This window comes from Streptomyces sp. BBFR2, assembly GCF_044497305.1.
In the GTDB taxonomy this organism is placed as follows: domain Bacteria; phylum Actinomycetota; class Actinomycetes; order Streptomycetales; family Streptomycetaceae; genus Streptomyces.
In genome coordinates this window covers 1,771,369-1,792,613 of record NZ_CP172415.1, presented here as the reverse complement: position 1 = coordinate 1,792,613, position 21,245 = coordinate 1,771,369, and the positions used below count along the sequence as shown (strand labels likewise).

Genomic DNA, 21,245 nt, shown 5'->3' with positions numbered 1-21,245 from the left:
ACCCCGTATGAACACCCCCGCCGCCGACGGCTTCCGCATGCCCCCGGAGTGGGCGCCGCACGAGCGCACCTGGATGGCCTGGCCCGGCGCCAACGCCACCTTCGGCGAGGAGGGAGGCGACACGCTCCGCGACGCGCGCCGCGCCTGGGCCGAGGTGGCCCGCGCCGTACGCCGCTTCGAACCGGTCACCGTCGTCGCCGCGCCCGCCGCCGCCCCCGGCGCCCGCGCCCTGCTCGGCCCGGACATCGACGTCACCGAGGCGGAGCTGGACGACGCCTGGATGCGCGACATCGGCCCCACCTTCCTCACCGACGGCGCGGGCCGCCTCGCCGCCACCGACTGGATCTTCAACGGCTGGGGCGCCCAGGACTGGGCCCGCTGGGAGCACGACGCGAAGATCGGCGCCCGCGTAGCGGACCTGGCCGGCGCCCGTACGTACGCGTCGTCGCTGGTCAACGAGGGCGGCGGGCTGCACGTCGACGGGGAGGGCACCGTCCTGCTCACCGAGACCGTGCAGCTCGACCCCGGCCGCAACCCCGGCCGTACGAAGGCGGACGCCGAGGCGGAGATCCACGCCCACCTCGGCACCACGAAGGCGATCTGGCTGCCGCGCGGACTGACCGCCGACTACGGCCGGTTCGGCACCCGCGGCCATGTCGACATCGTCGCCGCGTTCGCCCGCCCCGGCACCGTCCTCGTCCACAGCCAGCCCGACCCGGCCCACCCCGACCACGCCGTCGGCAAGGAGATCGCCGAGCTGCTGCGCGCCGCAACCGACGCCCGCGGGCGCCGCCTGGAGGTCATCGAGGTCGACGCGCCGACCGTCATCGAGGAGGACGGCGCGCTCGTCGACCACTCCTACCTCAACCACTACCTCTGCAACGACGGCGTCGTCCTCTGCGCCTTCGACGACCCGCGCGACGAGGAGGCCGCCGCCCTCTTCCGGCGCCTCTTCCCCGACCGCACCGTCACCCTCGTCGACGCCCGCACCATCTTCGCGGCGGGCGGCGGCATCCACTGCATCACCCAGCAGCAGCCGCGCCCCTGACCGACGCCGCGGGGACGGCGTACCGCCGCCGTCCCTTAGGGTCCTTCCGTCACCCCGCCGACCCCGGAGGCCCCCGTGTCCGACGCCGCCCGCCGCCCCCGGCGCCGGCTCAGCCGACCCCGCGAACAGGTCCTCGCCGCCGCGATGGCCACCATCGCCGCCCGGGGCCTCGCGGGCCTGACGATGGCGGGGCTGGGCCGCGAGGTCGGCATGAGCAGCGGCCACATCCTGTACTACTTCGGCACCAAGGACGAGCTGCTGCTCCAGACCCTGGGCTGGAGCGAGGAACAGCTCGGCGCCGAACGCCGCGCCGCCCTCGCCCGCCGCGTCCCGGTCCGCGACCGCCTCGACGCGCTCGTGGACCTCTACCTCCCCGACGGCCCGGGCGACCCGCGCTGGACGCTCTGGCTGGAGGTCTGGAACCGCACCCGTACCGCCGACGACGCGGCCCGCGAGCGTCAGCTCGACCTCGAACTGGCCTGGCACCGCGACCTCGTCGCCCTCCTCGTCGAAGGCGTCTCCGACGGCACCTTCCGCCCCGTCGACGCCGAACGCCTCGCCACCCGGATCCGCGCCCTCCTCGACGGCTTCGCCACCCACCTCGTCGTCGGCCTGCCGGGCACCGGCCTCGCCACCGTCCGCGCGCACGTCGCCGAATTCCTCGACGAGGCGCTGACCCCGGAGTGACGGCCGCGGCCCCGCGCCGCCCGGCCCGTCCGGCCGCCCCGCGCCCGTGACCACAACGCACTCAAGTACGCGGGATCGTTGCGGCCGCCGCTCTTGCCGAGCGGCCGCCGGTCGGCGACCGTGATCGGCTATGGGGTCAGAACAGTGGAAGAAGATCTGGGTCGGCTCGGCCGGGAACATGGTCGAGTGGTTCGACTGGTTCGTGTACGCGAGCTTCGCGGTGTACTTCGCGGACGCGTTCTTCCCCAAGGGGAACGACACCGCCAACCTCATGAACACCATGGGCATCTTCGCGGTCGGTTTCTTCCTGCGCCCCGTCGGCGGCTGGGTGCTCGGCCGGGTCGGTGACCGCAAGGGCCGCAAGGCGGCGCTCACCTTGACCGTCACCCTGATGTCCGCCTCCGCCATCCTCATCGCGGTGGCCCCCACCTACGCCACCGCCGGCTACGGCGGCGTCGCCGTCCTGCTGCTCGCCCGGATGCTCCAGGGCCTCTCCGTCGGCGGCGAGTACGCGGCCAGCGCCACCTACCTCACCGAGGCGTCCGCCCCCGGCCGCCGCGGCTTCGCCTCCAGCTTCCAGTACGTGTCGATGACCGCCGGCCAGCTCCTCGGCCTCGGCCTCCAGATCGTCCTCCAGCGCACCATGTCGGAGGCGGCGCTGCACAGTTGGGCCTGGCGGATCCCGTTCATCATCGGCGCGCTCGGCGCCGCCATCGTCTTCTACCTGCGCCGCAACATGCTGGAGACCGAGGTCTACGCCGCCGACGAGGACGCCGCGGCCGACCCCGACCGCGGCACCCTCAAGGCGCTGCTGGCCCACAAGCGGGAGGCGTTCCTCGTCATCGCGCTGACCATGGGCGGCACCGTGGCGTACTACACGTACACGACGTACCTCACCAAGTACCTCTCGGGCAGCGCCGGGATGGAGAAGTCCACGGCGTCGCTGGTGAGTTTCTGCGCGCTGTTCCTCTTCATGTGCCTGCAGCCGGCCGCCGGGTGGCTCTCCGACCGGATCGGCCGCCGCCCGCTGCTGATCACCTTCGCGGTCGGCTCGACGTTCCTGACCGTGCCGATCATGACGCTGCTGCGGCACGCCGGTTCCTTCTGGCCGGCGCTCGGCCTCTCGCTGCTCGCGCTGGTCATCGTCACCGGCTACACCTCCATCAACGCCTGTGTGAAGGCCGAGCTGTTCCCCACCGGTATCCGCGCCCTCGGCGTCGCCCTGCCGTACGCCATCGCCAACGCCCTCTTCGGCGGCACCGCGGAGTACGTCGCCCTCTGGTTCAAGAACGCCGGCCGGGAGTCCGGCTTCTACTGGTACGTCGCCGGGTGCGCCGCGGTCTCCCTCGTCGTCTACCTGACGATGCGCGAGACCCGCACCATCGACCTGCACCGCGTCGGCAAGGACGACGCGGACGGCGAGCCGGTCACCGCCCCCGCCTGACCCGCCCCACCGGGCCGGACGCCAGCCGTCCGGCCCGCCCCGCGCCACGGCGCCCGTACGGACCCTGACCGGCGGACGCCCTGCCCCGACGCCACCGGGGCCGGTCCCCCCGAGCCGGCCCCACGCCGTCGGCCGGCCGGCGGCGGCCCCCTCCCCGGGCCGCCGCCGGACCGCGGTACACGGAGGGCGCCGACGCCCGTCCCGTGCGAAGCGGCCCGCCCCGCGCCCGCATCGTGAGACCGCTTACCCCGCGCCGCCCGCCTCGTGCAAAACTGCCCCCGTGCTCTCGTTCGCCATGATTATTGGCAGCAGGCGCGCCGGTCCGCAGTGACCGCCCCGTACCTACCGTGTACGGCGCGGCCCTCGTCGTCCCAGACCCGCGCGCAGACCTCTCGCACCCGCGAGGGGTTTTTTCGTTTCCGGCCCCACCCGGCCCGGAAGGCGGAGCGCGAGGGAACATGGAGGGGCGGTGGAGCCGGTCATTCCGGTAGACCGAGATCCCGACAGGAGCCAGACCAGCATGACGGACGCACCCTCAGCCCCGGCGTCACCCGGACCCCGCCCCGCGGGCGCGGTCCCCGACGACTTCCACGTCTTCGACACCACGCTGCGCGACGGCGCCCAGCGCGAGGGCATCAACCTCACCGTCGCCGACAAGCTCACCCTCGCCCGCCACCTGGACGACTACGGCGTCGGCTTCATCGAGGGCGGCTGGCCCGGCGCCAACCCCCGCGACACCGAGTTCTTCCAGCGCGCCCGCGCGGAGATCGACTTCCGCCACGCCCAGCTCGTCGCGTTCGGCGCCACCCGCAAGGCCGGGGTCCGTGTCGAGGACGACCCGCAGGTCGCCGCGCTCCTGGAGTCCGGTGCCCCGGTCGTCACCCTGGTCGCCAAGTCCCACCTCGGCCATGTCGAACTGGCGCTGCGCACCACGCCCGAGGAGAACCTCGCGATGGTCGCGGACACCGTCCGGTACCTGCGCGCGCAGGGCCGCCGGGTCTTCCTCGACTGCGAGCACTTCTTCGACGGCTACGCCCTGGACGCCGCCTACGCCAAGCAGGTCGTCAAGACCGCGAGCGAGGCGGGCGCGGACGTCGTCGTCCTCTGCGACACCAACGGCGGCATGCTGCCCGCGCAGGTCGCCGCCGTCGTCCGTACCGTCCTCGCCGACACCGGCGCGCGCCTGGGCATCCACGCCCAGGACGACACCGGCTGCGCCGTCGCCAACACCCTCGCCGCGGTGGACGCCGGCGCCACCCACGTCCAGTGCACCGCCAACGGCTACGGCGAACGGGTCGGCAACTCCAACCTCTTCCCCGTCGTCGCCGCGCTGGAGCTGAAGTACGGCCGCGCGGTGCTGCCGCCCGGCAAGCTCGCCGAGACCACCCGGATCTCGCACGCCGTCGCCGAGGTCGTCAACCTCACGCCCGGCACCCACCAGCCGTACGTCGGTGTCTCGGCGTTCGCGCACAAGGCCGGACTCCACGCCTCCGCGATCAAGGTCGACCCGGACCTCTACCAGCACATCGACCCGGCGCTGGTCGGCAACACCATGCGGATGCTCGTCTCCGACATGGCCGGCCGCGCCTCGATCGAGCTGAAGGGCAAGGAGCTGGGCATCGACCTCGGCGGCGACCGGGAGCTGGTCGGCCGGGTCGTCGAGCGGGTCAAGGAACGCGAACTGGCGGGCTACACCTACGAAGCCGCCGACGCCTCCTTCGAGCTGCTGCTCCGCGACGAACTGGCGCGCGGCGGGGCGCGGGGGAGGGCCGCGCGGTTCTTCCGTACCGAGTCCTGGCGGGCGATCGTCGAGGACCGCCCGGACGGCTCGCACGCCAACGAGGCGACGGTGAAGCTGTGGGCGAAGGGCGAGCGGATCGTCGCCACCGCCGAGGGCAACGGCCCGGTCAACGCCCTGGACCGGGCGCTCCGCGTCGGTCTGGAGCGGATCTACCCGCAGCTCGCCCGGATCGAGCTGGTCGACTACAAGGTCCGCATCCTGGAGGGCCGTCAGGGCACCGGCTCGATCACCCGCGTGCTGATCTCCTCCACCGACGGCAACGGTGAGTGGTCCACGGTCGGCGTCGCCGAGAACGTCATCGCCGCCTCGTGGCAGGCGCTCGACGACGCCTACGCGTACGGGCTGCTGCGCGCCGGGGTGGAGCCGCAGGAGTAACCCGCCGCACCCGCGCCGCGGCCCCGCGTCCGGCCCTCGGAGGAGGGGCCGCGCGGGGCCGTGGTGTGCGGGGGAGCGGTGGTTCAGGCGGCGTTCCTCACCGCGGAGATGTCGAAGGTGAGCTTGACCTTGTCGCTGACCATCACGCCGCCGGCCTCCAGCGCGGCGTTCCAGGTCAGGCCCCACTCGGAGCGCAGGATCTCGGTGGCGCCCTCGAAGCCGACGCGCTCGGCGCCGTAGACGTCGGTGGCGGAGCCCTGGAACTCCAGGTCGAGGGTGAGCGGCCGGGTGACGTCCTTGATCGTCAGGTCGCCGGTGACGCGGAAGCGGTCGGCGGCACTCTGCTCGACGGCGGTGGAGCGGAAGGTCATCAGCCCGAACGCCGCGGAGTCGAAGAAGTCCCCGCCGCGCAGATGGGCGTCGCGGTCGGCGATGCCGGTGTCGACGCTCTCCGTCCGGATGTCCAGCGCCGCGGTGGAACGGCCCGGCTCCGAGCCGTCGAGGTGCAGCCGCCCCTCGTACGCGCCGAACGTGCCGCGGACGTTGGTGACCATGGCGTGGCGCACCGCGAAACCGATGCTGCTGTGGGCCGGGTCGATGGTGTAGTCGCCGGTCAGCGCGGCGAGTGCCGGGTCCGCCGTGACGAGGGCGGGGGCGGCGGGGGCTTCGGCGCGCTTGCGGGTGAACAGAGCCATGGCTCCTCCTCCAAGAAGTTGTTTAACGTTCAACGAGAATGACTCTAGCCCGGTCTTGTTCAACTTTCAACATCTTGGGTCCGGGGGTGTGGATGCGGGGGTCCGGGGTGGGGGCGCGAGCCCGGGGTGCGGGGCCGGGTCCGGGGTGGGGCGCGGGGTGCCTGCCTCGCCTCTTCCTTCCCGCTCGCCCCGCCCGTTACCTCCCGTTTCATGGCGTTCTTGCTGTCTCCGTCGCCCCGTGCTACACCGGCGCTCCACCCGTCAACTGCGCCGCGCCGCGAGCCGGTTGTACGCACTCGGGCCCGCCGCGCGCCCGCCGCCCCCGAGAGGAACGACCGTGCCGCACCCCTCCGCCTGGTCCCGCCGCGCCTTCCTCACCGCCACCGCCGCCGGAGCGGCCGCCCTCGGCGCCGCCGCCCCCGCCACGGCGGAGCCGGGATCCGCCGCCCCCGCCGCACCGTCCGGGAGGCCCCCCGGCCCCGGCGGGGACGACCTCTTCACCGCCCTGTCCCGCCGCTGGTCGGAGCTGATCCTCGGCACCGGCTACGACCCGGCCGCCGAGCCGTACGTCCGCGCGCTGCGCGAGACCGGTGGGCTGGCCGGACGGTTCGCCGCCGCCATGCGGCCCGCCGCCGCCTCGCTCTGGCCCGACCAGCCCTTCGACCCGCCCGCCGGGATCACCCGCAGCTACACCCGGCTGCACACCATGGCCGAGGCGTACGCCCAGCCCGGCACCGGACTCACCGGCGACGCCGCCCTCGCCGACGCCGTCCTGACCGGCCTCGACCACCTGGAGAGAGCCGTCTACCACTCCGGCGCCGACCGCTACGGCAACTGGTGGGAGTGGCAGATCGGCAGCCCCCAGCAACTCCTCGACACCCTCGCGATCCTCGACACCCACCTGCCCGGCGGCCCGCTCCCCGACGACGAACGCGCCCGCCACCTCGCCGCCGTCGACCACTTCGTCCCGGACACGATGCTCGGCGCGTACACCGGCACCAGCACCGGCGCCAACCGCGTCGACCTCTGCCGCGTCGTCGCCCTCCGCGGCGTCCTCGGCCGCGCCCCCGCCAAGATCGCCCTCGCCCGCGACGCCCTCTCCCCGGTCTTCCCCTACGTCACCCACGGCGACGGGCTGTACGCCGACGGCTCCTTCCTCCAGCACACCGCCGTCGCCTACTCCGGCACCTACGGCTACGTCCTCCTCGACGGCATCGGGCGGCTGTTCGCCCTGCTCGGCGGCACCGCGTGGGAGGTCACCGACCCGGCCCGCCGCACCGTCCTCGCCAGCGTCACCCACGCCTACGCGCCGCTGCTCCACGACGGGCTGATGATGGACATGGTCAGCGGACGGGCCGTCAGCCGCGGCGCGCTGCTCACCGACGACCGCCGCGTCCCGCGCAGCGACCACTACCACGGGCACGCCCTCCTCGCCGCCGTCACCCTCCTCGCCCAGAGCGCGTCACCGGCCGACCGCGACCGCTGGCACGCCCTGGTCAAGGGCCATATCGTCCGCGACCGGGTGCTGCCGGTCCGCACCGACCGCCAGTACCCCGTCGCCGACCTCGCCCGCCTCGCCGCCGTCGCCGACGGCCCCGCCGCACCCGCCCCCGAGCCGCCCGGCCACCGCCTCTTCCCCGCCATGGACCGCGCCGTCCACCGCCGCCCCGGCTGGACCGCCGGGCTCGCCATGGCCTCCGACCGCATCGCCCACTACGAGAACGGCAACGGCGAGAACCCGCACGGCTGGCACACCGGCGCCGGCATGCTCTCCTGGTGGGCCGGGGAGAGCGGCGGCGCGCAGTACACCGACGCCTACTGGCCCACCGTCGACCCCTACCGGCTGCCCGGCACCACCGTCTCCACCAAGCGCCTCGCCGACAACGAGGGCGGCGCCTTCGGCAAACCCCGCCCCGACGTCCGCTGGGTCGGCGGCACCACCGACGGCACCTACGCCGCCGTCGGCCAGCACCTGCGCGGCCTCGGCGTAACCCTCACCGCCCGCAAGTCGTGGTTCTTCCTCGACGACACCGTCATCTGCCTCGGCGCCGGGATCACCGCCCGCGACGGCGCCCGCGTCGAGACGATCGTCGACAACCGCGCCCTCGGCGCCGCGAGCCGCGCCCCGCTCACCGTCGACGGCCGACCGCAGCCCACCGGCCCCGGCGCCGCCCGCACCTTCCCCGCCGCCCGCTGGGCCCACCTCGCCGGACACGGCGGCTACGTCTTCCCCGGCGGCGCCGCGCTGCACACCCTCCGCGAGGACCGCACCGGCTCCTGGCACGACATCAACACCGGCTCCGACCCCGCCCCGCTCACCCGCCGCTACCTCACCCTCTGGCACGACCACGGCACCGACCCGGACGGCGCCCGCTACCTGTATCTGCTGATGCCCGGCGCCCCGGCCCGCGCGGTCGCCGCCCGCGCCGCCGACCCCCGGTGGCTCACCGTCCTCGCCCACACCGCCGACCGGCAGGCCGTCACCGTCCCCGCGCTCGGCCTGACCGCCGCCAACTTCTTCTCCCCGGGCACCGCCGGACCGCTCACCGCCGACGGCCCGGTCGGCGTCCTGGTCCGCCGCACCGGTCCGCACACCGCCACCCTGCACGCCGCCGCGCCCGAACGGACCGGCACTCCGGTGGAGATCGTCTGGGACCGGCCGACCGCCGCCGTGCCGTACCACGACCCCGGCTTCCAGGTGCTCGCCACCGGCCGCGCCTTGCGCCTGCGGCTCACCCCGGGCACCGTCTGCGCCACCCACGCGGCCACCGTCACACTGCGCTGACCGGCGCGGACACCGCGCGGCGGGGCCCTTTGCACCCGCCCGCGGATTTGTCGGCCCCATACAGCACACGGCCCACACTCCACCCGAACGGAGCAGCGGGCCGACCTCACGTACAGGAGGCTTCTGTACTGCTTGCCCACCAAATCGCATCCGACGTTGTACGAAACTGACATCGGCGCCCGGGGCCTCGCCCACGTACCGTCGATGCATGACCACTGTCGAAGAGGTGCCCGCGGGCGCGACCGACGCCCGCGGGCGCGTCGCCGAGTTGCACGCGATCCGCGAGCAGGCGTACCGAGGCCCCAGCGAGCGGGCGACCGAGGCCCAGCGGGCGAAGGGCAAGCTGACCGCACGCGAGCGGATCGAGCTGCTGCTCGACGAGGGTTCGTTCAACGAGGTGGAGCCGCTGCGCCGGCACCGGGCGACCGGTTTCGGCCTGGAGGCGAAGAAGCCCTACACCGATGGTGTGATCACCGGCTGGGGCACGGTCCACGGCCGGACGGTCTTCGTCTACGCCCACGACTTCCGGATCTTCGGCGGCGCCCTCGGTGAGGCGCACGCCACCAAGATCCACAAGATCATGGACATGGCGATCCAGGCGGGCGCGCCGCTGGTCTCGCTCAACGACGGCGCCGGCGCCCGTATCCAGGAGGGCGTCTCCGCGCTCGCCGGCTACGGCGGCATCTTCCAGCGCAACACCAAGGCGTCCGGCGTCATCCCGCAGATCTCCGTGATGCTCGGCCCCTGCGCGGGCGGCGCCGCCTACAGCCCGGCGCTGACCGACTTCGTCTTCATGGTCCGCGACACCTCGCAGATGTTCATCACCGGCCCGGACGTCGTCCGCGCGGTGACCGGCGAGGAGATCACCCAGAACGGTCTGGGCGGCGCCGACGTCCACGCCGAGACCTCCGGTGTGGCGCACTTCGCCTACGACGACGAGGCCACCTGCCTCGAAGAGGTCCGCTACCTCCTCTCGCTGCTCCCGGCCAACAACCGCGAGAACCCGCCGGCCGTCGAGTGCGAGGACCCCGCCGACCGCAGCGGCGACGCCCTCCTCGACCTGGTCCCCGCGGACGGCAACCGCCCGTACGACATGCGCAAGGTCATCGAGGAGATCGTCGACGACGGCGAGTACCTGGAGATCCACGAGCGCTGGGCCACCAACATCATCTGCGCGCTGGCGCGGCTCGACGGCCGGGTCGTCGGCCTCGTCGCCAACCAGCCGCAGTCGCTCGCCGGCGTCCTCGACATCGAGGCGTCCGAGAAGGCCGCCCGCTTCGTGCAGCTCTGCGACGCCTTCAACATCCCGATCGTCACGCTGCTGGACGTCCCCGGCTTCCTGCCCGGCGTCGACCAGGAGCACGGCGGCATCATCCGCCACGGCGCCAAGCTGCTCTACGCGTACTGCAACGCCACCGTGCCGCGCATCTCGATCGTGCTGCGCAAGGCGTACGGCGGCGCGTACATCGTCATGGACTCGCAGTCCATCGGCGCGGACCTCACCTACGCCTGGCCGACCAACGAGATCGCCGTCATGGGCGCGGAAGGCGCCGCCGGCGTCATCTTCCGCCGCCAGATCGCCGACGCCGAGGACCCCGAGGCGATGCGCGCGCGGATGGTCAAGGAGTACAAGTCCGAGCTGATGCACCCCTACTACGCCGCCGAGCGCGGCCTGGTGGACGACGTCATCGACCCGGCCGAGACGCGCCACACCCTCATCCGCTCGCTGGAGATGCTGCGCACCAAGCACGCGGACCTGCCCGCCCGCAAGCACGGCAACCCGCCGCAGTAGCCGCACCCCGGCCCACCGGCGAGCACCGCACGCAGACAACGAAGATCACGGAGACGAAGAGATGAACCCCGCAGCCCCGGCCGATGCGATCCGCGTGGAGAAGGGCGAGGCCAGCGAAGAGGAGCTGGCCGCCCTGACCGCCGTCCTCCTGGCCCGCGCCGCCCACCGGCCCGCCGCCCCGGCCCGCCCCCGCGCCACCGCCGCGCGCTGGCGCCGCCTGGAGCGCCAGTACGGCTTCCACGGCGCCACCAGTTGGCAGCGCTGACACCCCGCGCACACGCCTCGGGCCCCGCACCGTCCACCGGTGCGGGGCCCGAGGCGTATCCGGGAAGGCTCAGGCGCGCACCGGCTCCGGCGCGGTGTCCGGCCCGGCGGCGGCACCGGCGGCGGCCTTCTCCTCCTCCGGCGTCTTCAGATACAGCGTCAGCAGCGCCGAGACGACGTACAGCGCGGCGAAGATGATGACGACGCCGGACGGGCCCAGCGGCTCCAGGAAGACGCTGACGATCGCCGGTCCGACGAACGCGGCGCCGCCCGCACCGAGGTTGAGCAGCGCCATCGCCCCGCCCTTGTTGTCGGGGGCGAGCGCCGGGATCAGCGCCGAGATGGAGACGAACCCGGCGAGCGTCACGCCGTAGAGCATGCCGACGACGAGCGCGACGGTGTAGTTGCTGCCGACCGCCTTCGGGACGAAGTACAGCGCCAGCGTGGTGATCGCACAGCCGATACCGCCGAACGACGCGATCGTCTTCCGCCAGCCGATCTTGTCGCCGATCACCCCGAAGAGCAGGTTGCAGAAGACGTTGGTGCCGTAGATGACGGCGAGCAGCGTCAGCCAGCGGCCCTCGCCGAAGTGCAGCTCCTTGGCGAAGAACGTCGGCAGGAAGACCAGGAAGCCGAACTCCGGCGCGGTGTTGATGACGCGCACCACACAGCCGACGGCCACCTTCGGGTGCGTCCAGGCGATGGAGAGGCTGGAGAGCAGCGACTGCACCGGCCGCACCTCCGGCGGCGCCAGCCGCGCGAAACCGGTGCGCTCGCGCACCCCCAGCAGACAGAACGCCCCGCCGACCGCGATGATCGCCAGCGCCACCCACAGCGTGCCCAGGTGGCCGAAGAGCGGATTGGTCACGCCCGCGACGAGCGAACCGAGCGTCGGCAGCCCGCCGGTGAAGGCGACGTAGAACCAGCCCACGGCGGTGCCCATCCGCGCCTTCGGGGCGGTCGCGGTGATCCAGACCAGGAATCCGAAGGCGAAGAGCGGGTAGCCGAAGCCCCGCAGACCGTAGAAGACGAGCATCAGCGGGTAGTTCTGCGGGCCGATCGCGAGCGTGAGGAAGAGGACGTCGAAGACGACCCACACCGCGAGGCCCAGTTGCATCACGCGCCGCGGTCCCCACAGGTCCGACAGCGCACCGGAGAGCCAGGAGGCGAGCATGACGGTCACGCCGTACGCGGTGATCACGTAGGAGGCGTGCACCTCGGTCCCGGCGCCGTGGTCCGCCATGAACGGCGCGATGAAGCCGGACTCGACGCCGTCGCCCACCATGAACAGCAGAACGCCGAGGTAGCCGAAGACCAGCGGCTTCGGGATGCCGATCCGGTCGAAAAGGGTGGGTGGTGCCATGTCACGCCTCCGTGGGGCGGTTGCCGCCGCGCGGCGGCCGGGTTCGGGGCAAGGGGCCGGGTCGCTTCATCCGGCCGGGGCGCCGCCGGGCGGCGCGCACGATGCGAGCATCATCAATCCTGAGAACTTCACATGCAAGATGTGATGCAAGGGATTTTGGGCGGTCATTCTCACAGCGCACCTGGTGATTTCCGGGGTGAGGGATGACGAGTCTGTGATGTAGGTGTTAAATCAAACAGGGACGAAACAAAGGAGTGTGCCCCTGATGACCACCACCCCCGCCGGCCCGGGCCACCACGCCGAGACCTTCCGCGAGGACTGGCTGGAGGGTCTCGCCGACGCCTACGCCCGCACCGTCCGCCGGGTACCGGGCGCCTTCGGCGTCGTCGGACGGCACGCACCCCGCCCCGGCAAGGTGGCCGTCGTCATCGGAGGCGGCTCCGGCCACTACCCGGCCTTCGCCGGACTCGTCGGCCCCGGACTCGCCGACGCCGCCGCCATCGGCGACGTCTTCGCCAGCCCCAGCGCCGAACAGGTCTACCGCACCGCCCGCGCGGCCGACGGCGGCGCCGGCGTCCTGATGACCTACGGCAACTACGCGGGCGACGTCATGCACTTCGGCCTCGCCGCCCGCCGCCTCGCGGCCGAGGGCACCGACGTCCGCACCGTCCTCGTCACCGACGACGTCGCCAGCGGCCCGCCGCCCGTCGAGGGCCAGGAGATCGACCCGTCCCGCGACCGCCGCGGCGTCGCCGGCGACTTCTTCGTCTTCAAGATCGCCGGGGCCTCCGCCGACCGCGGCGACGACCTCGACACCGTCGCCCGCCTCGCCGCCCGCGCCAACGCGATGACCCGCACCTTCGGCGCCGCCTTCGCCGGCTGCACCCTGCCCGGCGCCGCGGAACCCCTCTTCACCGTCGCCCCCGGCACCACCGAACTCGGCATGGGCATCCACGGCGAGCCGGGACTGCGCACCACCCACGGCCTGAGCGCCCCCGAACTCGCCGACGCCCTCGTCGACAATCTCCTCGCCGACCTGCCCCGGCCCGCCGGAGCCACCGGCCGCGTCGCCGTCCTCCTCAACGGCCTCGGCAGCACCAAGTACGAGGAGATGTTCGTCGTCTACCGCCAGGTCAACCGCCGCCTGCGGGCCGCCGGACTCCAGCCGTACCGCCCCGAGGTGGGCGAGTTCGTCACCTCCTTCGACATGGCCGGCGTCTCCCTCTCCCTGATGGTCCTCGACGACGAACTCACCGCCCTCTACGACGCCCCCTGCGACACCCCCGCCTTCCGCAGCCTGCCGGGCGAGCACGCCCCCGCCGACGACGACCGGACGGACGGTACGGCGGCGACGGACACCGCGCGGGTCCCGGCCGCCCGGACCGCGTCCGGCCCGGCCACCGGGGACGCACCGTACGCGGCCGATCTGCCCGTCCCCGCGCCCGACGCCCCCGACCTCCCCGCCACCGCCGCCCTCCAGGCCGCTCTCGACGCCGTCGCCGCCCAGGAGGACGAGTTGGGCCGCCTCGACGCCGTCGCCGGGGACGGCGACCACGGCATCGGCATCGTCCGCGGACTGCGCGCCGCCGTCGCCGCCGCCCGCGCCACCGAGACCGGCCCGGCCTCACCGCGTACCGCCGGCGCCGCCCTGCTCAGCGCCGGACTCGCCCTCGCCGACGCGTCCGGCGGCGCCTCCGGCGCGCTCTACGGCGCCCTCCTCGCCGAGACCGGCGCCGTCCTGACCCGGGCACCCGAGAACACCTGCACCACCGCGCTGTTCGCCGACGCCGCCGACGCCGCCCAACGCGCCGTCACCGAACTCGGCGGCGCCCGCGTCGGCGAGAAGACCCTCCTCGACGCCCTCGACCCGTTCCGCCGCCACCTGCGCGACCACACCGCCGACGGCCCCGCCAAGTCCTGGCGCGCCGCCGCCGAGGCCGCCACCCGCGCCGCCGCCGCGACCGCCGACCTCGTCCCCGCCCGCGGCCGCGCCGCCCGCATGGGCGACCTCGGCCACGGCCACCCCGACGCCGGCGCCACCTCCCTCGCCCTGCTCCTCACCGCCGTCGGCGAGACCCTGCACGACTGACCGCCCACGGCTGACCACCCACCACGAAGGACCTGGGGAGAACGCTCCTCCCCAGGTCCTTCGCCATGCGCGGTACGACCCGCCCGCCACCGTCAGGCGGACAGCTTCCCGGCAGCGTCCTCCGCCCCCGGCCAGATCAGCCACGCCTGCGTCTGCGCGGGCCGCCCGAACCACCGCACCGCACTCTCCGGCGACCGCAGACTGAAATACGTCCGCCCGGCAGCACTGACCACATCCGCCTCCCCGTCCTCGTACGCCAACCCCCACGCGGCGATACGTCCGTCGAACTCCCCACCCCCGACGGGGTACTGCTGCACAACGGCGAACAGACGCGGCGCCAACTCGTTGGCCATGGCGGCGAGTTCGGGGTGGAGGGAGCCGACGGGCGGCTCAGGGGTGCTGTTTTGTGGCGATACGGTGGTCATGGATTCCTCCGGGAAGGGGTTTGGGAGCCCTGATGGAGAGTGGCCTTACGGATAAAGTAGCGCGCCTATGGAGTGCACTCCATCGATTCGATGGATTGGACTCCAGTTCCGCCCGTGTGGGGGACGCTGCACCACGAGACAGAAAGAGCAGAGGGAGCTCTCATGGCACCGAAGACCGTTCCGCCGACGGCCCGGCAGCGTCGGCTCGGTCGCGAGCTGCGCAGGCTGCGCGAGCAGACGGACATGACGGCGACAGAAGCGGGCGCGTTCCTCGGCGCCTCGCAAGGGCGTATGAGCAATATCGAGACCGGGCGTTATGCGGTCAGTGCCGATCGGGTGCGCACGCTCGCACACCATTACCGCTGTACGGACCAGGGGCTGATCGAAGCTCTCGCCGGGATGACCGGAGGCAGGACACGCGGTTGGTGGGAGGAGTACCGCGAGGTCCTGCCTCATCAGATGCTGGACATCGCTGAGCTGGAATATCACGCGGCCGGGTTTCGGATCGCTGCGAACTTCTACGTACCGGGGCTGCTCCAGACTGCGCAATACGCGCGTGCGGTCTTCGCCGCATACGTGCCCAGCTTCCCGCCACACGAGGTGGAACACCGGGTTTCGCACCGACTGAAGAGGCAGGCAGTCCTCTACGGGGAGAAGCCGACGCCCCTCACCGCAATCCTTCACGAGGCTGCACTGCACATGGAGGTCGGTGGCCCTGCCGTCATGTATGAGCAGCTTGAGTACTTGATCGAGATGAGCGAACGCGGGGACGTCACTCTCTTGCTCACCCCGTTCGGCGCGGGAGCGCTGCCGAACTCCGGGCAGCCCTTCGACTACCTCGAAGGAGCTGTGACGCAACTGGATACAGTGCTGCTCGACACCGACCACGGCTCTGAGATCATTGACGCGGAAGCCAAGTTGGCGACCTACCGAGCCATTTGGGACCGCATGGCATCCGGGGCTCTCGGGCCGGAATCGTCTCGTCGCTCGATCCGCCGTATTGCGCAAGGACTGAAGGAAAGAACATGACCCCGGACAACTGGCAGAAGTCTTCGTACAGTGCGCAGGGATCGAACTGCCTCCATGTGGCGGCTCCTGACAGTCAGACGATCAAGCTGTGCGAGAGCGACGACCCGGAGGTGGTCGTCACCACCACCCCCGCCAACCTGAAGGCGTTCATCCTCGGCGTGAAGGCGGGCGAGTTCGACCACTTCGTCGAGGGCTGAGATTGCTGGCCTGCGTGGCTCAACGATGTGTTCTGATGGCAAAGAACCTCTGGGAGGAACACCATGTCCACGTACGACTGGCAGAAATCATCGTTCAGCGGGCAGGGCGCCAACTGTCTCCATGTCGCCGCCCCCGACAGCGACACCATCAAGCTGTGTGAGAGCGACGACCCGGGGGTGGTCGTCACCACCACCCCCGCCAACCTCAAGGCGTTCATCCTCGGCGTGAAGGCGGGCGAGTTCGACCACTTCGTCGAGGACTGAGACGGCCGCCGACACGGCGAAGGCCCCCGGTCACCTGGTACTCAGGTGACCGGGGGCCTTTCCGTACGTCGGAAGAACCGCGCCGCCAGGCGCTACCGCAGCCGGGCCATGAGCGCGTGCTCCACGAGGGTGATGAGCGCGCTCTTCGCCTCGCTGCGGTGGCGGGCGTCGGTGGTGATGATCGGGGCGTCCGGGCCGATCTGGAGCGCCTCGCGGACCTCGTCCGGGGTGTACGGCTGGTGGCCGTCGAATCCGTTGAGGGCGATGACGAAGGGGAGGCCGCTGTTCTCGAAGTAGTCGACGGCGGGGAAGCAGTCGGCGAGGCGGCGGGTGTCGACGAGGACGACGGCGCCGATGGCGCCGCGTACGAGGTCGTCCCACATGAACCAGAAGCGGTCCTGTCCGGGGGTGCCGAAGAGGTAGAGGATCAGGTCCTGGTCCAGGGTGATGCGGCCGAAGTCCATCGCCACGGTCGTCGTCGTCTTGTCCGGCGCGTGCGTGAGATCGTCGATCCCCGCGGACGCTGAGGTCATGACGGCTTCGGTGCGCAGCGGGTTGATCTCTGAAACGGCCCCGACGAACGTGGTCTTACCCACGCCGAAGCCGCCCGCCACCACGATTTTCGCGGAGGTGGTGGAGCGGGCTGCACCGCTAGAGCTTGCGAAGTCCACTGAGCACCCTTTCGAGCAGTGTCACATCTGGCTGTCCGCCGGCGGTCTCGTCCCCGCCGGGCTGATGGATGGCGACGAGTCCGGCCTCCGCCAGGTCGGCGACGAGGATCCGGGCGACGCCGAGGGGGATGGAGAGAAGCGCGGAGATCTCGGCAACTGATTTGATCTCGCGGCAGAGGTGGCAGATGCGCTGGTGCTCCGGCAACTGGCCCTGTAGCTGGGACGGATCGGCCGTGGTGCTGATCAGCGCCTCGATGGCGAGCTGGTAGCGCGGCCTGGTCCGGCCCCCGGTCATGGCGTACGGGCGCACCAACGGATTGTGCGCACCGCCCGCGGGCGCCTCGGGCGCCGGCGCCTGCGGCCGCACCGGCCGGATACCCGGCGTCTGCGGCGGTTCGTACACCGACGGCTCGTACGGCTGGGAGTCGTACGGGCGGGGCGGGGACTGCTGGGGCTGCTGCTGCCGCGGCGGCTGGGACCGCTGCGGCCGGCGGCTCGGCGTGGACGGGAAGTTGAAGCGGTTCTGCGGGGTCTCGCCCTGGGCTCCGGAGTGCTGTCCGGGACCGTACGGGTACCCACCGGGGGGCGTTGCCACGTCTCCTCCTCCAACTTGCCTGTCTGAACGCCGGTCGCGCCCTCGAACCCTAATGGGCCGGTGGCGGGAAACGCACTGCCTGTCTGTCAGTTGAGCAGGCTGCCTTGGAGTTCGGCGCGTAGGTCGGGGGTGAGGACGTTGCCTGCGCGGTCGACCAGGAGGGCCATTTCGTAGCCGACGAGGCCGATGTCGCATTCGGGGTGGGCGAGGACGGCGAGGGAGGATCCGTCGGAGACGGACATGATGAAGAGGAAGCCGCGTTCCATCTCCACGACGGTTTGGTTGACGTTGCCGCCTTCGAAGATGCGGGAGGCGCCGGAGGTCAGCGAGGTGAGGCCGGAGGCCACTGCTGCCAGTTGGTCGGCTCGGTCCCGTGGGAAGCCTTCGGACATGGCGAGGAGGAGACCGTCCGCGGAGACCACGACCGTGTGGGAGACACCGGGGGTGTTGTCCACGAAGTTGGTGATCAACCAGTTCAGGTTCTGCGCCGCCTGGCTCATCGGGCTCACACTAACGCTCCTGATCGTAGGTGCTGCCGGGGCCGAAGCCCTGTTGGTCATTGTGGGGGTGATCCGAGCGGTCCGCCCCCGCGCTGCGGCCCTGCTGGACACCGCGGCGCAGATTGCTCAGCCTGCCGCGGATGTCCTCCGGGGCCCGGGAGACCTGGGGGCCACCCTGCGGGCTCTGCTCCGCCGAACCCTCGACCAAATTGGCCTTGGGCACCCGTCGCGGCAGGCCGGACGAGGTGACCCCGCCAGCCTTGGGCTCACGCAGCCGCTCCGCCCGCTCCCACCGTTCGTCGTTGGAGCTGCGCCATTCGGAGCCGTCCAGGACCTGATCCGACGCCTCCCACCGCTGCGGGGGCACCGCCGATTCCCCGGGCTGGGCCCACTCCTGCTGGACAGGCTGCGCCTGCTCGGTGTGGCCTCCGCGGCGCGGAAGGCCGGCATCGGTCAGCGAGTGGGAGTCGCTCGGGGCCGGGCCCGGACGGTCGAATGGTACGCGCTCGGACGCCTGGGCGGGAGCGGCGGGTGTATTCCGGTCAGATTCCGCTTCGACCCCGAAGTGCCCATCGTACGCGGCGGGTTCGAACCCGCCGCCGCTCACAGGCGCTTCGGGAGCGGCGTACGGATGCTGGTCCGCGGGGTGCGGGTCGGGTACCGGCCGGAATGCTGCGGTGGCGGGCCCGCCGTCGTCGTACCGCGGTTGATCGGCTTCCGCATATGCCTGCTGCCCGGACTGCGCCGCGTATCCGGAGAGGTCCGGCGCCGCACCGCCCAACAGGGGGTCCGTGCCCGCCTGTTGGACGCCGTGCGTCTCCTCCAGGGTCGCGCGGCGCTCCTCGCGCAGCAGTGAACGGCTCGCGCCGTCCGGACCGGCTTCCACCGCGTGGGGGGTGGGGATCGCGGTGTCGCCGGTGGTCGGGGTGGCGGGTCGCGGCGCGGGCGGCTGTCCGGGCGCGGTCCGGGGGACGGTGAAGTCCTCCTCGAACTGTCCGCTGCCGCCACCGCCGTGGGTGATCGCGTCGGGGAGCATCACCAGCGAGGTGGTGCCCGCCTGCTCGCCCGAGGGGCGGAGCTGGACGCGGATACCGTGCCGGTCCGCGAGGCGGCCGACCACGAACAGGCCCATGCGCTGGGAGACCGCGGCATCCACGCTCGGCGGGTTCGCCAGCTTGTGGTTGATGTCCGCGAAATCCTCGGCGGTCAGCCCGATGCCCTTGTCGTGGATCTCGACCATGACGCGGCCGTCGGACATCCGGGTCGCCGAGACCCGCACCTTGGTCTGCGGCGAGGAGAACGTCGTCGCGTTCTCCAGCAGCTCCGACAGCAGATGGACGAGGTCGGTCACGGCCTGACCGTGGATCTCGCTCTCCGCGACCCCGGCCAGCTCGATGCGCTCGTACGACTCGACCTCGGAGGTGGCCGCGCGCAGCACGTCGACGAGGGGGACCGGCTGGTTCCAGCGGCGGCCCGGCTCCTCGCCCGCGAGGATGAGGAGGTTCTCGCCGTTGCGCCGCATGCGGGTGGCGAGGTGGTCCATCCGGAAGAGGCTCTCCAGTTGGTCCGGGTCCGCCTCGTTGTTCTCCAGCTCGGTGATGAGCGTCAGTTGGCGCTCGATGAGGCCCTGGTTGCGGCGCGAGAGGTTGGTGAAGATCGCGTTGACGTTGCCGCGCAGCATCGCCTGCTCGGACGCGAGCCGCACCGCCTCGCGGTGCACCTGGTCGAAGGCGCGGGCGACCTCGCCGATCTCGTCCGTCGTCGCGATCGGGATCGGCTGCACCCGGGTGTCGACCCGGCCCGGCTCGGCGCGCGAGAGCTGATCGACGAGCATCGGCAGCTTCTGCTCGGCGATGGAGAACGCCGCGGTCCGCAGCGCCCGCATGTCGCGGCTCATCCGGCGCGCCATCAGACCGGCCACCAGGAAGGCGGCGATCAGGGCGGCCAGCACGACGGCGGCGTCCGTGATCGTGGTGCGCCTGGCGTCGGCGGAGATCTGCGCGGCCTCGGCGACCGCCTTGTCCGCGAGGTCCTTCTCGATGGACCGGTACATGTCGAAGCCGCCGGTCGCCGCCGTGAACCAGGCGTCGGGCGTGACACCCCGGCCCGCCAGTTCCTGCGGCGAGGCACCGGAACCGATCGCGGTGGCCATGGCGTCCGGAGAGGGGGAAGCACGGAACGGCCGTCCGGCCGCCGCGGCCTCCCGCCGGGCCTTCGCGCTCTTCTCCTTGACGGACTTCTTGAGCGCGGCGGTGTCCGTCCTCAGCCGCTCGACGTCCTCGGGGGTGCCGCCGGAGGTGTACTCGCCGATGGCGATGGTCTCCAGGTAGCGGTACGACGCGAAGGCGGTGAGCTGCCGCTTGTACGCGGCGCCGGTGGCCGGGTCGACGAGAAGGTGGACGCCGATCGAGCGCTCCAGCGACGCGGCGGCCTTGGCGAGCGAGAGGGCGTAGACGGTGCGGCCGTAGGAGGTGATGTTGCCGGTGCCCAGGCCCAGCTCGTTGGCGAACTCCATCAGCGGGTGCTGGATGGCGACGTACCCCTCTTCGGTGCGTACGCCGGGCAGCGCCGAGGTGTACGCGGAGCCGCGCAGGGCGCCGAGGCCCTTCTCGGCGGTGGTGAACGCGGCAAGGCGGCGCTTGAGGCCCGGTTTGTCCGGCATGGACGCCGCGGCGGCGCGGAAGTCGGCGCCGGCCCGGTCGGTGGCGGCGCGCGCCTCGTCGACGGCCGGATCGTCCTTCTTGCCGTTCAGCAGGGGTTCGGCGGTGCGGTCCCGCTCGTCGATGAGCGCGTTGCCGTAGGTGAGGGCGGCGCGGACGAGCTTCGCGGTGCTCTCGGCGTCCTGCGCCTCCTGCCAGGTGGCGAAGGAGGTGTTGACCCGCAGCCCGCCGAAGACCAGCGCGAGGAGGACGGGGATCAGCAGAATGGCGTTGAGGCGGGTCGCCACCCGCCAGTTGCGCGGGGAGTACGGCTTCCCACCGGAAACGGGTGGCGCGGGCGTGGTCTCGGGCGCCCCGGGAGCCGGGCCGGTACCGCGCGACGGCGGGGTGAAGTTGCCCCGCCGGGCCTCCCTCGGCTCGGGGCTCGCCTTGCTTCGCCTCACTCGACCAACAACCTCTCGGCGCGGCACGTCGTGCTGTGCCGTTTCTTCTGGGCGTCTCTCCTTCGGAGTTCAGCGAATTTCAGCACGTCGGACGGGTGCCTTCCAAACACTGAGCAAA

At 72.2% G+C, this 21,245-nt stretch carries 18 protein-coding genes; 11 read left to right on the top strand and 7 right to left on the bottom strand.

Annotation, left to right across the window (positions count from 1 at the left end; all coding sequences use genetic code 11):
* Positions 1–7 precede the first annotated feature (7 nt).
* From ACGH2B_RS06405 to cimA, 4 genes are all read left to right on the top strand, one after another.
* Positions 8–1,048, top strand: a complete 1,041-nt coding sequence (locus tag ACGH2B_RS06405; RefSeq protein WP_399085387.1) for an agmatine/peptidylarginine deiminase — start codon at positions 8–10, stop codon at positions 1,046–1,048.
* A 75-nt stretch (positions 1,049–1,123) separates the two neighbouring features.
* Positions 1,124–1,735: a TetR/AcrR family transcriptional regulator gene (locus ACGH2B_RS06400; RefSeq protein ID WP_399085384.1), complete on the top strand. Its 612-nt coding sequence runs from the start codon at positions 1,124–1,126 to the stop codon at positions 1,733–1,735.
* 130 nt (positions 1,736–1,865) lie between these two features.
* Positions 1,866–3,179: an MFS transporter gene (locus tag ACGH2B_RS06395; protein WP_399085381.1), complete on the top strand. Its 1,314-nt coding sequence runs from the start codon at positions 1,866–1,868 to the stop codon at positions 3,177–3,179.
* A gap of 520 nt (positions 3,180–3,699) precedes the next feature.
* Positions 3,700–5,355, top strand: coding sequence for a citramalate synthase (gene cimA / locus ACGH2B_RS06390; protein ID WP_399085378.1), 1,656 nt, complete (start codon positions 3,700–3,702; stop codon positions 5,353–5,355).
* A gap of 83 nt (positions 5,356–5,438) precedes the next feature.
* Here the strand turns inward: cimA and ACGH2B_RS06385 are convergent, their stop codons facing one another.
* Entirely contained in the window at positions 5,439–6,050 is a 612-nt protein-coding gene (locus ACGH2B_RS06385) for a YceI family protein (RefSeq protein ID WP_399085375.1), read from the bottom strand.
* A gap of 337 nt (positions 6,051–6,387) precedes the next feature.
* Here ACGH2B_RS06385 and ACGH2B_RS06380 point away from each other — a divergent pair, with 337 nt between their 5' ends.
* The 3 genes from ACGH2B_RS06380 to ACGH2B_RS06370 all read left to right on the top strand — a co-directional run bounded on the left by ACGH2B_RS06380 (position 6,388) and on the right by ACGH2B_RS06370 (position 10,892).
* Positions 6,388–8,835, top strand: coding sequence for a polysaccharide lyase 8 family protein (locus tag ACGH2B_RS06380; RefSeq protein ID WP_399085372.1), 2,448 nt, complete (start codon positions 6,388–6,390; stop codon positions 8,833–8,835).
* 208 nt (positions 8,836–9,043) lie between these two features.
* A complete protein-coding gene (locus ACGH2B_RS06375; protein WP_399085369.1) occupies positions 9,044–10,627 on the top strand; it encodes an acyl-CoA carboxylase subunit beta in 1,584 nt (527 codons plus the stop codon).
* A 61-nt stretch (positions 10,628–10,688) separates the two neighbouring features.
* Positions 10,689–10,892, top strand: a complete 204-nt coding sequence (locus ACGH2B_RS06370; RefSeq protein WP_399085366.1) for an acyl-CoA carboxylase epsilon subunit — start codon at positions 10,689–10,691, stop codon at positions 10,890–10,892.
* A gap of 69 nt (positions 10,893–10,961) precedes the next feature.
* Here ACGH2B_RS06370 and ACGH2B_RS06365 read toward each other — a convergent pair whose 3' ends face one another.
* Positions 10,962–12,254 (bottom strand): MFS transporter, encoded by a 1,293-nt coding sequence (locus ACGH2B_RS06365; protein WP_399085363.1) that lies wholly within the window; start codon positions 12,252–12,254, stop codon positions 10,962–10,964.
* A gap of 265 nt (positions 12,255–12,519) precedes the next feature.
* On the opposite strand from ACGH2B_RS06365, the gene ACGH2B_RS06360 reads away from it, so the two are divergent.
* Positions 12,520–14,343 carry a dihydroxyacetone kinase family protein gene (locus ACGH2B_RS06360; RefSeq protein ID WP_399085361.1) on the top strand — a complete coding sequence of 608 codons (1,824 nt, stop codon included), beginning with the start codon at positions 12,520–12,522 and terminating at the stop codon, positions 14,341–14,343.
* A gap of 92 nt (positions 14,344–14,435) precedes the next feature.
* Here ACGH2B_RS06360 and ACGH2B_RS06355 read toward each other — a convergent pair whose 3' ends face one another.
* Positions 14,436–14,768, bottom strand: a complete 333-nt coding sequence (locus tag ACGH2B_RS06355) for a hypothetical protein (RefSeq protein ID WP_399085358.1) — start codon at positions 14,766–14,768, stop codon at positions 14,436–14,438.
* Positions 14,769–14,930: 162 nt separating this feature from the next.
* Between ACGH2B_RS06355 and ACGH2B_RS06350 the strand changes: the two genes are divergently transcribed.
* The 3 genes from ACGH2B_RS06350 (at position 14,931) to ACGH2B_RS06340 (ending at position 16,258) form a co-directional block, all read left to right on the top strand.
* Positions 14,931–15,797 carry a helix-turn-helix domain-containing protein gene (locus ACGH2B_RS06350; protein ID WP_399085355.1) on the top strand — a complete coding sequence of 289 codons (867 nt, stop codon included), beginning with the start codon at positions 14,931–14,933 and terminating at the stop codon, positions 15,795–15,797.
* On the top strand, positions 15,794–15,994 hold the full coding sequence (locus ACGH2B_RS06345; RefSeq protein ID WP_399085353.1) for a DUF397 domain-containing protein: 201 nt from the start codon (positions 15,794–15,796) through the stop codon (positions 15,992–15,994). The genes ACGH2B_RS06350 and ACGH2B_RS06345 overlap by 4 nt, the downstream gene beginning before the upstream one ends.
* Before the next feature lie 63 nt (positions 15,995–16,057).
* Entirely contained in the window at positions 16,058–16,258 is a 201-nt protein-coding gene (locus tag ACGH2B_RS06340; RefSeq protein ID WP_399085351.1) for a DUF397 domain-containing protein, read from the top strand.
* A 92-nt stretch (positions 16,259–16,350) separates the two neighbouring features.
* Here the strand turns inward: ACGH2B_RS06340 and ACGH2B_RS06335 are convergent, their stop codons facing one another.
* From ACGH2B_RS06335 to ACGH2B_RS06320, 4 genes are all read right to left on the bottom strand, one after another.
* Positions 16,351–16,929 (bottom strand): ATP/GTP-binding protein, encoded by a 579-nt coding sequence (locus tag ACGH2B_RS06335; protein ID WP_073447656.1) that lies wholly within the window; start codon positions 16,927–16,929, stop codon positions 16,351–16,353.
* Positions 16,910–17,524, bottom strand: a complete 615-nt coding sequence (locus ACGH2B_RS06330) for a DUF742 domain-containing protein (protein WP_399085348.1) — start codon at positions 17,522–17,524, stop codon at positions 16,910–16,912. The genes ACGH2B_RS06335 and ACGH2B_RS06330 overlap by 20 nt, the downstream gene beginning before the upstream one ends.
* A gap of 86 nt (positions 17,525–17,610) precedes the next feature.
* Positions 17,611–18,024 carry a roadblock/LC7 domain-containing protein gene (locus tag ACGH2B_RS06325; protein WP_359040930.1) on the bottom strand — a complete coding sequence of 138 codons (414 nt, stop codon included), beginning with the start codon at positions 18,022–18,024 and terminating at the stop codon, positions 17,611–17,613.
* A 10-nt stretch (positions 18,025–18,034) separates the two neighbouring features.
* The gene (locus tag ACGH2B_RS06320) at positions 18,035–21,127 is read right to left on the bottom strand and encodes a nitrate- and nitrite sensing domain-containing protein (RefSeq protein ID WP_399085345.1); all 3,093 of its coding nucleotides are present in this window, start codon (positions 21,125–21,127) and stop codon (positions 18,035–18,037) included.
* Positions 21,128–21,245: the final 118 nt, after the last annotated feature.